The sequence below is a fragment of the Pseudomonas sp. MWU16-30316 genome (assembly GCF_020515645.1).
Lineage (GTDB): Bacteria > Pseudomonadota > Gammaproteobacteria > Pseudomonadales > Pseudomonadaceae > Aquipseudomonas > Aquipseudomonas cerasi.
The window spans coordinates 109,423-124,205 of the sequence record NZ_JAIZAZ010000005.1 but is presented as its reverse complement, the minus strand read 5'-3'; the positions used below and the strand labels follow the sequence as shown (position 1 = coordinate 124,205).

Below are 14,783 nucleotides of genomic sequence, written 5' to 3'. Positions count from 1 at the left end.
CGTCGGTCGGGTTCCGTGGGAAAGGTAACCCTAAATACATCGCAGGATAGTGTCCACATAGCCGCACGAACGACCCGGCGAAGAGCCAGTTCTTGAGTCCAGGAGCCCATGATTGGATCTGGTTCTCGACCCCATTGTTGTTAATGGGTACAACCGAGTCATCGAGGTATCGTGACAGCGCTGCGTAGCCATCACGGATAAAGCAACTCGATACAGCGCCGGGCTCGCTCAGTGTTTTTAGCTTCGTGATAGATCAATGTGCGTGGCGGTTTCACTCAGGATTGATTCGAGGCTGATTGGCATGTGTCGACAGGAGCCTTTTCCTGCGGAAATGCGCTCGGCACTGGCCAAGATCGCGTAACATCTTGTTACGCATAATGTATATTATGTTAAATTATGTGTATTTCTATGTCTGTCATGTGTAGCTGTCCGTATCCACTAACGTACGCACTGATTTCCACGAACCTCCGTACTCCCTGCAGATCAGACTGCTTACGTAGCGTTCCTCAACCATTTTCTCACCTCCCGTTTCACAAACCACCGAACTGATACCCGCGCTGGCCATCCCACACCCAAAACCATCTCAAAATTCCAACGCCTTCAAATGCCCTCCAATCCAATCTAGTCCGATCCCGTCAGCCTGGCAACGACCTCCGCTAAACTGCTCACTCTCCAACGACCATCTTACCCGTGCCGAGCTGTGCATCATCCCCAGACCGATGACCTCGTTTAGATTTGATCCAGATTGGCCGAATCAGCCGTTACGCCCCTTTCATAAACTAGCTCAAAGATTGCGATCGCGAATCTCATAGGTGCCGCTTGACTAGTGAATCCAGCTTTCTCTTCACGCCGATCTTCGGATTCAGCACCACTGCTGATTAGCCGAGGCCACCAAATGCCCGCCCCGGCGCCTCAACCATAGGCAGGTTCGGGTACCATACATAGCGTTATGCATTCTGTTCCTTGCAACCCACTCTTGTAGGTCACCCTTGCCGCTAAAGCCCCTCACTGCCCGCGAGGCCTATCAAATCCTGCGCGACATCGCGCTCGGCGTTCGCACTATGCGCCGGGTTGGCAAACAGTCGTGGCCTGAAATCTACTGCGGGCTGATGGTCGTTTAGGTCGACGGGTGGGTAATCACGCTCTACAACGATTGCGACACACTGGACTACTGTGACAGTTGTTATAGCCCGGAGGGCCGCGCTTACATCTTCGATTCATCCGAGCGTTTCGGCACCGATCCAGTGGAGTTGCTAAGTACCTGGGAACATCAGCAGCTTGAACGCATGCTCCTGGAACTGTAATCAGCGCCCCACCAGCTTCCAGCTTCATAACCCTCCTCCCACGGCTTCCTTCAGGGTTTGCGCGCCCGTAGAATCGGGCTGCCTGCCGAATCGCGCCTAGGCGGCTGCCACTAAGACTCTCAAGACCACTCGGTTTCGCATGGCGTATCCATTGGGTCTCTTACTCACGCGCAACCTAACGCGCAACGCTTGGAACACGTCGCTGATGAAACCTGATGTCGAAAAACTCAACACCTATGCCAAGGGTGACCGGTTCGAGGAACAGGTCTTCGATTTTCTTTCCAAGGAAATTATCGAAGGTCGGTTCTATGCCTTCCGACCTGAGTGCTGCAAGATTTTCAGGAAGAAGGGGTATTACTCTCGCGATCGAGAAGATTTCATCATCTTCGACGTCTCGGTGGAAATCTTCCTCCCAGGCTTTGACACCCCTTCGATGCTGGTACTCATCGAATGCAAGAACTACAACGGTAAGGTACCGGTCGGTGACATCGAGGAATTTGGCTCGAAGATCAGCCAGGTCTCCGGTTTCAATGCCAAAGGGATTTTCGCATCTGCCAGCGCGTTTCAATCAGGCACTTTCAACATTGCTCGCAACCGCGGCTTCGGGGTGCTGCGGTTCTTCGAGCCGTCTGAATTCCGCTGGCAGCTTCCCCGAGCGCTCCTGACGGGCGCTCGTAGCGCGCGAGCCCGCAAGCGCGCCGAGATTGAATATGCCCTGACCGAGCCGCACTTCAAACCTACGGTATACAACGCTTATGCCCTCACGCCCGCAGGGTTCACTGACGGTTGGGACGGTATATGGAAAGGTTTGGGCCTGGAGAGCGTATTTCGGGAGGCTGACCTGGCTCGCATTCGATTGCCGTCTCTCGTGACTGCGCCGAGGGTCGCATTTATTTCACGAGAACGGATCGAGAGCCTGGCCACCCAAGTGCTGAGATCCATCACGTACGTTCACGGCGCAGTGGATCTGAACGCGATTGTGAACAAAGAGGCGACTGCAAGCGGACTGGTTGTGAGCTATCTGGAATCCTCTACATCTGCGTTGGGCAGCATCACGTTCGCCCCGCTTGAGATCAAGATCTTTGCTGAAGACAGCCAAGCACAACTCGCGCGTTTCACGCTCGCTCATGAATTGGGTCACCACTTTCTCAATCACAAGTGCTACATGACCCGTGAGAGTATTCGGGCCCAGGAGATCGACCAGGCCCAATTCATCACAATCCCGAAAGGGGAAGTCGAACGGTTGGAGTGGCAAGCCAATACGTTCGCCTCGTGCCTGCTGATGCCTAGCGAAGACTTTCAGACGGCCTTTGGGCTATTGCTGCGGCATCTGGGTATTCGAAATCGAGGCCACGGGCCCTTGTACCTCGACAGCCAACCCGACAACGTCAGTCAATTTGAAACCGTGTGCGCCTCGCTCAGCAAATACTTCAACGTCTCCAAGACAGCGATCCGCTTGCGCATGCGAGCACTAGGCCTCCTGGTCGAAGTGGAAAGGTAACTCCCCAAATCGGTTACGGCTTATCGCCTAACTTCGAGCTTATAAAAAACGCTTTCGATTTGGAACCTGCGTCGGTCAGACATGACTGCCCCTTGAATCTGGCTAGAGAGCCTCACGAAATAGCGACACTCGTTCTTTTCGCCTAGCGCCCTGATGCCCTGCACTGCTTTCACGAAATCTTCATAAGATCGAGTAGGGTTGGCCATCAGTTCTGCAAACCCTGGCAAAGCCTGCGCATCGGCCAGCCGCGATGAAGGCCAGGCGGGCTCGAAAGACATGTCGTTATCACGAAGGTAGACCGTCAGGAACATTTCTGGTTTGCCAGCACTGTCAGCCCAGCATGGCGGAAGATCTCCGCCCTTACCCTTGTTGAGGCGGTTCTGGAGGAACTGTACCTGCCCTTTCAGATCGGAATTGGTTTTTTGCAATAAGGCGGGGTTCACACCGTCCTTTTCGGCTTGGGTAAACGCCTGCGCATGCTTGACCAGTTCCTGCACTTGGTCAGAGGTCGGTGCGCCATCGATGGAAAGGGCGGCCTGGAGCATTTGCTCGGTAGCCTTCAGTTCTCCAATACGCTTGACGATGTCGGTAGGCTGTTGATCCTTCTCCGGGTCGGCGACCAGCTTCTTAAGCTGATCGTAGGACATCAGGGTTTCCAAAATTAGCCGTTTGCTTTGTTCAGGCTTACCAGCAGCACCGGCATCTTTCAGGGCCTTGTCGATTGCAGCAAGGGCTGTGACTTCCTGCTCTTTCTGCGTCAGCAGCACTTTAAGTTCGGAGGCTTCATCCCGAGCTTTTGAAGCATCCACAAGCTTACTGATGACCTCGTCGGAGTTGGTGATACCCATTTCAGCCAAGCGTGCCTTCAGAGCCTGAGTGGCCTCAGCAATTGCCTTCTCACGCTGATCTAGCCCGTGGAAGTTATCGAGCTTCTGCTGGAGGTCATGCTTATCGGAGTTGAGCTTGTAGACTTGGTAGCCGGTTAGCATCAACAGCAGGAATGCGATCACCATCCAGATCTCTGAGATGGACAGACTGAAGACTTGATCGTTCTTCTGACTCATCAAGCAGGTCTCGCATCAGACTCAACCGGATCGTTGACTGCAGCGAACTCCAAGGTTGTTCCAGGTGCGATGGACGCTTCATTGACCGCTGGTTGTATCAGGTCGATCTTATTCAGATGTTCAATCTTGAGGGTCAACTCGTCCAACTGTGCATGGGCGTGTTTTGTATCTGCACTGCTTTGTTCAACCCGGGCAGCGATCTCACCATGAACCTTGTTGCTGTGAACCACCGCCTCGATCAGTGGCGTCAGCGTGTTTAAGATGCTCGTACCGAGGGCCTCGTTGGACTTCGTGCCCTGCTCGATCACGGATTGAATACCACTGCCGATTCCTTGTTGGAGCCGGTTGAATGATGTATCGGAGGCCTGACTCGCATCCAGGAAGCGATCCGCCAACTTAGACATTGCCTCGCGGTTGGCGCCGGCTGATTCCAGTTGCCCCTTATGAAATCCATCGAGGGAGTTAACAAAATCCCTCTGAATGCGCTCAAGCTGAGCGACAGTCTGGCCGCCCTGCTCCGTAATGCTGTCCATCAATCGTTGCTGCACGTCGACGATATTGCCTACAGCCGCTAGGTTTTCCTCTAGCGATTGAGTCTTCGTGTTCAGTCCACGGATTGCAGTACCTACCGCCCGGGCTGCTGTCTTCACATCGTCCGTGAGTGCTGAGATGCTCGTGTTCACGCCATCAGTTGCATCAGCCAGCGTATCAATCGCGGGACTCAATTTCTTAGCGAAAAGGTCATCCGGGAAAAGGGTATGCTCCAACCGCGCTGAAGCTTTCTCACCGAATTCGAGTGAGTGGCTTTCCATTCGCTCCAACGTTTGCTCGCTGCGTTGAGCGAGACCGGAAATGGTAGTGAGCATTTCATCGCTGGCACCTTTGACATCGCTCAGCATGGCAGCGAAAGCTTCATTGCTTCGCTCGGTCGCGTGGGCGAAGTAATTGTCCATCTGCGCCATGTTCTGCTTTGACATCTCCGTGATTTGCGCTTGCACGCTCGACACCGCATCACGAGAAGTGGCGATTACGTTGTCCCTGAACATCACCAGTTGCTGATACGCGTCCTCGAACATGTGCGCCAGGTTTTCAGAGGCCTTCACCGCCTGCTCGTGGATGTTTTCTGCCACGTCATCCTGATCGGCCCTGAAGCCGATATAGAGCGTTCTGGCAATCATGCCGATACCAGTGCTGACGAGGGCTGCGCCGAAACGCATCGCCATACCGCTCAGGTTGTCACCAATGCTCTGGATATCGATCAGGCAGACAATAATGCTACCGACCGTGAACAGAAAACCCAGGTAGTAGACGGAGTCAGCGAACTTGGCAACCGTCAGTTGCGTGTCGTAGTTGTCCCGAATTCGGTTACCTACCCACCAATACCCGGCCATGACGGCGATCGGCACGACGAGTCCAAAGAAAAAGGTGCCGACATAAAGGCTCAGCACAGCGCAGCTTGCCTTGAGCACCAGCGCAATGATGAACCAGAACCTAACCGTTCGCAGGTGGGCCTTAATGTCCATTTACAATCCCTCCATGGGGTTAACGCTATCGAGCTTCGCTTGGTTAGCTTCAAAATAATGTGCCCAGAAATCCGACCGCTTTCCATAAGGCGCGGCATTCGGCTCTGCTGTCAGCATGTTGATAGTTACGTTTACGCCCCGAAGTGTCATGGCCGTAGATTTGCGACCATAAGGCGTGTTGGCGAACTCTTTGTAGGACGGCAGCGTCGATCTGTACATGCTGAAGGAGGCCTCGTTCGCCACCATGTCGCTAAAGATGACCAGCTGTTTGTTGCCCTGTACGTTTGAGTGCTCAAAGGCCTTGATGCCTACTAGCTGGAGCATCTCGAAGATTGGCGATGTCTTGGCCTTTTCATCGAGCGAGATGTGCTGAATCACTGCATCCAATGGTTTGTCGAATTTTTCAGCGTAATCCTTCTCCACCAGCCGCTTTGAAGAGAGAAATTTCATGTCATCCTGCCATTGAGTGGGCTTGCAACGCTCAAACAGGGGCGTGTCATGTTGCTTATAATCTTCATCCAGCAGGAAGACGGAGATCAACGCTCCGACCGGGAGATCGTTGATCACCAGCGATTTGATCCGCTGAGACAATGCCGCTTTCTCGTTGAATGAGAAGGGCGAAGTGTTGTCGATCAGCACCACGTATTGTGCAACCGGCCCCTTGCTTGGGCACAAGGTCACCCTGTCGAGTGTGTCTTTCTGAAGCATTGACCAGACGCCCCACCCAATACCAACAAGCACCAACAGAACCACCGCCCAGATCACGAGGGTGTGCGAAGAGGTCTTCACGTCTTCTTCGAAGATCGACATCGTGATTTCCTTAAGCGTTGCTTTCCAGTGGATGGATCAGTTCGTATTGCTGATTGAAAGACGCTTCGATCTTTTCCCGCGTAGGCTCGATCGTCGCGATCATCTCTTTCAGCAGCGCTTCTTGCTTTTCCAAACGGTGCTGATCGTCAATGATGCTGAAATCAGGCATCGTGTCCGACTCGAATATTACAGGCTCGTCAAAGTAAGCTGGGCGTGGGCAGTCCGCGGGCCTCTTAAGCTGGTTCTCATAGCGGTAGCACTGAACGAGTGAGCGCATGGTGTGCTCAACTTTGACGGTGTACGCGGTCAGGGTTTTGCCAACCACGGTTTTGTCATTCATGCCCCTTTTGAAGCGCAGAATCCGCTGTTCCGCGTGTTTGATCTCAGCTTCGAGCTGGGAGAGTTTTCCAGCTTTTTCGGATTCAAGCTTTTTGCGCAACTCGGCGATCGCCTTTAAGTTGACCAGGAAAGCATCTTTGTAGGCCTTGAAGACCTTCGCGTAACCGGGATAAGGGTCAGTCCAGTGGTAAGCGTGCCACATGGCCATCACGCCGAAAGCAACCGTCGCGGCGAAGAGCATGATCGATTCAAAGTCGATGAAAGGACTAACGCGGTTGGCAAACGCGTTCTGAGCGAGGCCCAAAGCGCTTTCGCTTCCGTCTTCCAGCACGCCCAGGGCATAGCGAAAGTAAGCCACAACCAAACCCATGGCCACCGTAGCCCCGAGGCCTATCAGCCCAGAAATCCAACCACAGAGCCGCCTGAAGGAACTGACGTGATTGACGTTGGTGAAGATCCCTCCCGCAACAAACCCAAGGGCAACGTTTACGATAGAGAAACCCGCGGCCAGCACGAAACCACCTGCCAGACCGTCAGCCATCCCATTAGCAAACCACATCGCGTTAAAAACACCTTCGAACACGACCGCAAGGATGAGCAAAGCTTTGCGCTGGCTCAGCTTGTTCTTGGTCGGAAGCTTCGCGTCGGTTTCAGGAAGTTTATTTTCGAACCGGAAGGCATCAAGCAGCTCCTTGTGCTCTCTCATCTGCTTACCAGTGATTTGGATCTTAGGCTGAGCTATAGAAAGGATTCGATCAGCCGCGCGGACGAATTCATCGCCCAACTGAGCAATGCGATTGGCGTCACGCGTGAGCTCAACCTCATCCAGACCGCGCTGGATCAGCACCTTGCGGTGCGCGCCGTATTTGAACCCCATTGATCGCAGATTGCCGAGCTCCGACTTTATCGCATGCTCAACAGGGCTTTCTTGGATTTGGTCAGGGGCTGGTACGCGTGCAGCACCATGCTGATGAGCGCGGCGCACAACATCAAGGCGGTCTCGAATCTCGTTTTCATCGAAAGGCTTAAGCAGAGGCTCGACAGATTCTTCCGGTCGGCTCTCGAAGAACCTGGCGATAGCGGAGAAGATTTTTTTGAGAAACTTCATTGAGAAAAGTCCATAAATCGTCGCTTTAGAACGATTCCTGAAATTTCCCCACAGTGCACCGAGTCGCTGTGTAGCACCGCGATGATGGCCTGATAGGGTTCAGTGAATGCGTTTTCCGTAACGTGAGCCCGAAATCAAAAGGCCATCATTTAACCCAAATCATGACGCTGGGCGCCTGGAATGGCAAGGGAAGCTGGAGCTATATCGTCACCCAAGCTGCGTACTTGAGCGGTATGTCGGGTGTGAGTTGACTGTCGGTGGAGGCGCGGTCGGCGCATCTTGTGCACTTCGAGGGGGGTATGGTGGCTTTTGTTAAGCAGCCCCCTCCCACACTGAGCCCAAACTCATATGGCCAATATGCGGGGGGTCGTTCAAAGCAGACGATGTACCGCTCGCCCGGTAATCCGTTGGTGCCTTGGCCGCATCCGAGAAATCCGCAATAATGCTGATAAGCCACTATCATTCTATGGACTGCAGTTATGGCACGGAAGCGCAAAGGGGGTAACGCCGGTCTCGGTGCCTTCCTCCCCCTCATCATCTTGGTCGGGCTGTTCGCTCAGATCCCCAAGCCTGTTTGGATTATTCTGGCCGTGAGCGTCGCGGTAGGATTTACATGCTGGCTTGTCTTCAAGCCACGTAAGCGCAAGCTCGCCTCCTCCCCTACCCATGAGTCGATAAGTCTTTCGACGATCGCTCAAGATGAACCTATGGTGAGTATTTCCCTAGGACGCTCCGATTCGTCCGAATTCCAACGTGTGCGGCTTGGTTCATCCTCAAGTCAAACGTACGCCATTCCGAAACCTGCCACCAAAACTGGCAAAGCCCGCTGGCTCGGGTTGAACGAGAGCGTGGAGGTTGCCGGGCTGCATCTGCCTGGCGGGCTACTTTATGTTGCGAGCAACGGCGAGATGTTTGGGTACGAAGAACCCTCGCTCATTGACGCATCACTGCGAGTGGCGAAATCGAGAGTTGATCCCTCTGTGCGGCAGATGGGTTATTGGCCTGCGTACAACGACATCACGCCGGAGGCTCGTCGAGGTTATCTGCAATGGCTGGCCGATGGACGCAGTGACCCTGAGGCAGATGTTGGCTATGTCTTTCTCTTTTTTTATGGGCTTGAGCGTCGGGCCTTGATCGATGGAGTGACCAGTGCAGAGGCGCGTGCTGACGTCGAGGTTATTCAGGAGGAAGTACGCAGGCTGCTCGGCATCTACGGCAACAACAACTCGTTCCGCGGTTACGCGACGCGCTTTCTGGATCACCTTAAGATGCACGAGGTCGCTCCTCAAACCTACCTGCAAGAGCCGCAGAAATACGAGGCGGGCTCTTACGAGTTACCGATGCCAGTTCGAATCGCGCTCGGGCAAATGGCGGTCGACAAGACTCCATTGAAGAGCTCTTGGGCGCTCGCATGGGCATTGACCGATCCGAATATTACGCGCCGCACGCCCGTGGCCCGCTGCGGAGATAAATTTGGGCAGCTGTTCCAGCAGGAGTTCGACCGCCGCCACCCCAATGGCATAACGCTGGGCAACAACAAGACGCGCTTGAAGGTCGCCTACCGCCCCGCTTCGGCCAGACTCTCTGTTCCAGCCGTCAAGATTGGCGATCTGCCGGATGTTTCTGCGACCTCTGGCCCCCGGAACAAGCTTCAGGCGCTGGTGGATCAGTGCTCAATAACGCTCGACCCTTATAGCCGTTACCTCGGCCGCAACCCAGACTCTCCGGATTCACTGGAAGCCCTGCTGCAGCTCCCTACCCCGCTGTGGCCAGCGGAGGCTCAGGCTGAGCTTGAGATGATAAGGGAAAGCGTCGGTACTGACACAGTGTGTATGAGTTTTGGTGAGCTGGCCGGTCGCTTTAAGTCTGCAGGCGCGCTGTCACGGGACAAGGTCATTGCCTTGGCCCGGGCGCTAGAAGCCTGCAACGTTGGGTTCGAACCCGATGTGCTCTCAGGTGCTCGAACGCCTAAAGCTGAAGACATCGTTGCATTATTTGGGGTCTTGCCGTCGGATGGCCCCCTGCGGGCGGACGATGGATACAACGCAGCCGTGGTCACCCTTGATTTGGCGAGTGCGGTGGCAGCAGCCGATGGCGATACGTCACTTGAAGAGGTGCGCCTGCTGACCAGCCATGTTGACTCCTGGACTCATTTTGAGCCTGGGCACCGCAAGCGTCTGAGCGCACACCTGGCGTTACAGCTCAAGCAGCCCCCTACGCTGGCCAGCTTGAAGAAAAAGCTGGAGCCGTTGGGCGTTGAGGCCAAACGCAAGATTGCGGGCTTCCTGTCCCACCTTGCACATGCTGACGGCGAGGTCACCCCAGCAGAAGTGAAGCTGCTTGAGAGGGTCTACAAGACACTCTCTCTTGATCCTAAAATGGTGTACAGCGATCTCCATTCAGCCGCATCTAGTATCACCGCCCCAACCGAGCGAGGCTCATCGGCGCAACCGAGGTCCATGCCTATCAATGATACTGGTGCTAGCAAACTAAAGACGGACACAGGCTTTACTCTCGATATGAGCAAAATCGCCCAGCTGCAGCAAGAGACCGCCGAAGTCTCTGCTTTACTGGCTGGTGTTTTTGCCGAGGACAGCGCAGGAGACGCCACCATCGCTGCTCATGAAGTCCCGGAAAACCAGCCAAGAGAGAGAACTGCGCTCTCAGGCGACGTCGAATCGGACGCTGAGGCTTCTGAGACATCCCATGGGGCGACTGTGTATGGTTTGGACGTTGATCATTCCGCGTTACTACGCCTGCTTGTAGGCCGCAATGAGTGGAGCCGGGCTGAACTCGAAGACGCAGCCGCCGACCTAGACCTGATGCTTGATGGCGCCCTGGAGCAGATAAATGACATGGCATTTGATCGCTTCGACATGCCGCTCTGTGAGGGCGATGACCCGATCGAGATCAACCCCGAAATTATGAACGAGCTAACCCTATGACGACGATACGAGCCAAGGATCGCGACGCGGTCATCCAGTCCCTCCGTGCAGGGGTAGTCCCGCGTGTTGGCCAGCATCTGATCCAGGTCGGACGTTCTGGCGAGCTTGACTCGCTACTTAAGGACATTGACCGCCTCGCTGATGGTGGGTCTGCGTTTCGCGTTGTCATTGGCGAGTATGGAGCGGGTAAGACGTTCTTCCTGAACCTGGTGCGCGGCATCGCGATGGAGCGCAAGCTTGTGACGATGCATGCGGATTTAAACCCCGATCGCCGACTTCACGCCTCGGGCGGCCAGGCTCGTTCGCTGTATTCCGAGCTCGCAAAGAACATGTCGACTCGCACAAAGCCGGACGGCGGGGCTATGCAAGGGATTGTCGAGAAATTCATCGCTCAGGCTAAGTCCGAGGCCAAGGCCAGTGGCGCTGAAACAGATGCTGTCATCCGCCGCTACCTAGCTGGCCTCACCGAAATGGTAAACGGATACGACTTCGCTGACGTGATCGCCGCCTATTATCGTGGCTTTGAAGAAGGCAACGAACAGCTCAAGGCGGATGCAATCCGTTGGCTTCGGGGCGAGTTCACCACCAAGACTGACGCCCGCGCCGCGTTGGGCGTTCGAACCATCATCGATGACGCTTCTGTTTACGACCAACTGAAATTGCTTTCGCGGTTCGTAAGGCTGGCGGGGTTTACAGGGCTGATGGTTTGCCTGGATGAGCTGGTCAACCTCTACAAGTTGGCAAACACCCAGGCGCGGAATGCCAACTACGAACAGATTCTGCGTATCCTGAACGATTCCCTGCAAGGATCAGCTGAAGGGCTGGGCTTTGTTCTCGGTGGCACGCCTGAGTTTTTGATGGATACACGCCGCGGGTTGTACAGCTACCCGGCGCTGCAGTCTCGCTTGGCTGAAAACACTTTTGCCCGCACTGGCCTCGTTGACCTTTCTGGGCCAGTAATTCGACTCAGCAGCCTTACCCCAGAAGACTTTTATGTACTGCTGCAGAAGCTGCGCAATGTCTACGCATATGCCGATCCAGAGAAATACCTCCTACCGGATGAGGCCATCCCTGCGTTCATGGCGCACTGTAACCAACGACTGGGTGAGGCTTACTTCCGTACACCGCGCACCACTATTACGGCCTTTATCAACCTGCTGGCCGTCCTTGAGCAGAATCCAGGCGCAGACTGGCGATCTCTCCTAGGGGCCGTCGAGCTAGCCAAGGATGAGGGTGGCCAACAGGATCTGGTGGTAGAGGCGGATGATGAGCTCGCAAGTTTCAAACTCTGATTCGTCGTCCTTCGAACTACTGCACCCTGAAGTACAGCAATGGGTATGGTCGCAGGGCTGGACGTCACTTCGGGATGCTCAGGAGTGGGCAGTGCCGGCACTGGTCAATGCCGACAGGGACGTCATCATTGCGGCGTCTACGGCGGCGGGCAAGACCGAAGCAGCCTTTCTACCCATCCTGACTCATCTGCTGAGCCGGCAGGATGACTTGGGAACTGTGTTGTACATCAGCCCGCTCAAAGCGCTGATCAATGACCAATGGGACAGGCTCAGCAGGCTTTGCGAGCGCCTCGAAATCCCCGTGGTCGCCTGGCATGGAGATGTTTCAGCGAGCAAGAAACAACGATTTCTGAAGTCGCCTGAAGGCATTCTGCTGATTACGCCTGAGTCGTTGGAGGCTTTGTTTGTAAACAGGGGGACTGCCCTTCCCGGTTTGTTTGGCGCTACACGCTACCTAGTCGTCGACGAGCTTCATGCCTTCATAGGCAGTGAACGTGGCAAACAATTGCAGTCACTGATGCAGCGCGTCGAATTGGTCGTCGAGCGACAAATTCCCCGTGTCGGGTTGTCGGCGACCTTGGGCGATATGTCTCTCGCACAGCGATTCCTGCGTCCAGGCGCGCCGCAAGGCGTGGAGTTGGTGGAGTCCAAATCATCGGGCCAGGAACTGCTGGTTCAGGTGCGTGGGTACGTCGAGCCACCGATTGAAAAAGTAATTGCTCAACATCTCCAAGGTGCGAACCCGCGCGGCCAAGTCCAAGACAGCCAGGTTCAAAATGGTTCAGCAAGTAACACCGATGAAGAACCGGATGAGCCAACCGGCACCAAGGTCGCTATTGCAGAGCACTTATACAAAGTGCTCCGGGGGAGCAATAACTTGATCTTTCCCAACAGCCGTCAGCAGGTCGAATGGTTTGCCGACCGTCTTCGTGCGCTGTGTGAGCGTGACGGTGTGGTAAACGAGTTTTGGCCACACCATGGCAGCCTCTCCAAAGAGCTGCGCGAAGATACTGAGCGAGCGTTAAAAGCAGGCGACATGCCCGCCTCTGCTGTATGTACAACCACGCTTGAGCTTGGGATCGATATAGGCAACATCAAAACGGTCGCGCAGATCGGCTGCCCTCCCTCAGTGGCCAGCTTGCGGCAGCGGCTAGGGCGTTCAGGGCGCCGTGGGGATGAGGCTGCGATACTGCGGGCGTACTGTTCCGAGCGGCCCATAACGCCGCAATCAGGTCTGTCTGACCAACTGCGCGAAACCCTCGTGCAGTCCATCGCGATGATCCGACTGCTGATTCAAGGGTGGTTCGAACCCCCTAGGGCCGAAGGTCTGCACGCGTCGACCTTGGTGCAGCAGTGCTTGTCATCAATTGCCCAGCTCGGCGGAGCAAGCGCGGCTCAACTATGGAAGAACCTTGTGACTTCGGGTGCATTCCACAACATCGACAAAGGGGATTTCTTGAACCTACTCAAGTCGCTGGGAGAGAAAGAATTGATCGTGCAAGAAAGCGCAGGGCTCCTGCTGCCTGGTGAGCTGGGCGAACGTCTGATCAATCACTACGAGTTCTACAGCGCGTTCAACACCCCGGAAGAATTTCGACTCATCCGAGACGGGAAGCCTCTTGGATCGGTACCGATAGACCGGCCTCTCTCCATCGGTCAGCGAATTATCTTCGGCGGGCGCCGTTGGCAGGTTCAGCAGGTCGACCAAGAAGCCAAGGTGATCGTGGTGACCGCTGCACGGGGTGGCGAGCCGCCTCAATTTGACGGCCTCGGCGCACAGGTTCACGGCCGAGTTCGAGAGGAAATGCGCGCGGTGTTGATGAGTAATGAGCTCTACCCTTTTTTGGATGCCCAGGCAAAGACCCTACTGGAGGAGGCACGCAAGACCTTCCATGCCATGGGTCTTGAGAACAAACACATGGTTGGCTCGCACAGTCGAACGTACCTATTTACTTGGTGCGGAGATCACACTAACGATGCCCTTGTGTTGATGCTCAATCATGTAGGCTTGGACTGCAGCGGTTCAGGCCTTGCGCTCGAAATCAGTAGCTCGCCAGAGCGGACATCACAGGCCCTGGCAGAGGTAGCACGGCTTGATCCAGACCAATCCGAATTGGTTCTGGCCAACGTCGAAAATATGGTGACTGAGAAGTGGGACTGGGCATTACCGAACACCCTACTGATGAAATCCTATGCTTCAAGCCATCTGGATATGCATGGGGCAACTGCGTTTGCTCAGGCTTACACCAAGGCTATCGCTTAGAGTAGACTTGCTGAATAGAGCGATGCTGTCTTGCTCGGCTACAAGCCACCACAAATGTGAGCTCTTCGAGCCAACAACGCTAAGTCCGGTCTGGCCTGCATACCACACATACTGGGCAGCAGCCTGCTGTAGTCCTGATTGGCCTCACCTCCGCGAATTAGAGACAACCCTTCCCCCTCATGATGCGAGGAGGCCTCACGCCCCGAGGAGCTTCACGCTGTGGCTATGTCGCGACTCAATGACCAGATGAGCAAATTGAACCAAATCCTGCACGGCTCCCCTGCCCGACCTGTTTAAATGAAATCCCAGCATCCCCGCTGCCCTAGGCCCATCCCTGTCGCACTTCACGGAATCGCCCACCATCGCGATCTGCTGCTTTCGATCGTCAAACATTTCCCCAGGTACCACCGCCAGCGCACTGCAGATGGACTGATAAATTATTGCGTGCGGCTTCATCGCACCCACTTCATAGCTAAAGGCGTACCCGTCCATTTTCGGAAATCCCCGCAGCACCGCAGCTCCATAGGGCTCGCACAGGTTTGAACAGATGCCCACCCGCACACCCTCGGAGCGCAGCGACCTATGAACATATGACATCGCCCACTTGTTCAATTATGTGTATTTATATGTCTGT

At 55.0% G+C, this 14,783-nt stretch carries 8 protein-coding genes and 3 pseudogenes; 5 read left to right on the top strand and 6 right to left on the bottom strand.

Annotated features, from left to right (window positions below):
* Positions 1 to 70 precede the first annotated feature (70 nt).
* Positions 71 to 187: pseudogene (locus LCH65_RS17305) on the bottom strand (transposase); the annotation flags it as partial.
* Positions 188 to 989: 802 nt separating this feature from the next.
* Here LCH65_RS17305 and LCH65_RS17300 point away from each other — a divergent pair.
* A pseudogene (locus tag LCH65_RS17300) lies at positions 990 to 1,304 on the top strand (hypothetical protein).
* 205 nt (positions 1,305 to 1,509) lie between these two features.
* The gene (locus LCH65_RS17295; RefSeq protein ID WP_226439668.1) at positions 1,510 to 2,805 is read left to right on the top strand and encodes an ImmA/IrrE family metallo-endopeptidase; all 1,296 of its coding nucleotides are present in this window, start codon (positions 1,510 to 1,512) and stop codon (positions 2,803 to 2,805) included.
* A gap of 20 nt (positions 2,806 to 2,825) precedes the next feature.
* On the opposite strand, the gene LCH65_RS17290 is transcribed toward LCH65_RS17295, so the two are convergent.
* Genes LCH65_RS17290 through LCH65_RS17275 form a run of 4 tightly spaced genes read right to left on the bottom strand, consistent with a single transcriptional unit; the run spans position 2,826 to position 7,649 of the window.
* Positions 2,826 to 3,869 carry a hypothetical protein gene (locus LCH65_RS17290; protein WP_161428787.1) on the bottom strand — a complete coding sequence of 348 codons (1,044 nt, stop codon included), beginning with the start codon at positions 3,867 to 3,869 and terminating at the stop codon, positions 2,826 to 2,828.
* Positions 3,869 to 5,392 (bottom strand): hypothetical protein, encoded by a 1,524-nt coding sequence (locus LCH65_RS17285; RefSeq protein WP_099265955.1) that lies wholly within the window; start codon positions 5,390 to 5,392, stop codon positions 3,869 to 3,871. Before LCH65_RS17285 ends, LCH65_RS17290 begins: the two co-directional genes overlap by 1 nt.
* Positions 5,393 to 6,202 (bottom strand): hypothetical protein, encoded by an 810-nt coding sequence (locus LCH65_RS17280; protein ID WP_080479687.1) that lies wholly within the window; start codon positions 6,200 to 6,202, stop codon positions 5,393 to 5,395.
* Positions 6,203 to 6,212: 10 nt separating this feature from the next.
* Positions 6,213 to 7,649, bottom strand: a complete 1,437-nt coding sequence (locus LCH65_RS17275) for a hypothetical protein (protein ID WP_003370990.1) — start codon at positions 7,647 to 7,649, stop codon at positions 6,213 to 6,215.
* A 479-nt stretch (positions 7,650 to 8,128) separates the two neighbouring features.
* On the opposite strand from LCH65_RS17275, the gene LCH65_RS17270 reads away from it, so the two are divergent.
* The 3 genes from LCH65_RS17270 to LCH65_RS17260 are packed head-to-tail and all read left to right on the top strand — an operon-like array spanning position 8,129 to position 14,149.
* The gene (locus LCH65_RS17270; RefSeq protein ID WP_096114875.1) at positions 8,129 to 10,594 is read left to right on the top strand and encodes a TerB N-terminal domain-containing protein; all 2,466 of its coding nucleotides are present in this window, start codon (positions 8,129 to 8,131) and stop codon (positions 10,592 to 10,594) included.
* A complete protein-coding gene (locus LCH65_RS17265) occupies positions 10,591 to 11,886 on the top strand; it encodes an ATP-binding protein (RefSeq protein ID WP_226439667.1) in 1,296 nt (431 codons plus the stop codon). The genes LCH65_RS17270 and LCH65_RS17265 overlap by 4 nt, the downstream gene beginning before the upstream one ends.
* Positions 11,861 to 14,149, top strand: a complete 2,289-nt coding sequence (locus tag LCH65_RS17260) for a DEAD/DEAH box helicase (RefSeq protein ID WP_226439711.1) — start codon at positions 11,861 to 11,863, stop codon at positions 14,147 to 14,149. Before LCH65_RS17265 ends, LCH65_RS17260 begins: the two co-directional genes overlap by 26 nt.
* A gap of 195 nt (positions 14,150 to 14,344) precedes the next feature.
* Here the strand turns inward: LCH65_RS17260 and LCH65_RS17255 are convergent.
* Positions 14,345 to 14,725: pseudogene (locus LCH65_RS17255) on the bottom strand (HAD family hydrolase); the annotation flags it as partial.
* Between the last annotated feature and the right edge of the window lie 58 nt (positions 14,726 to 14,783).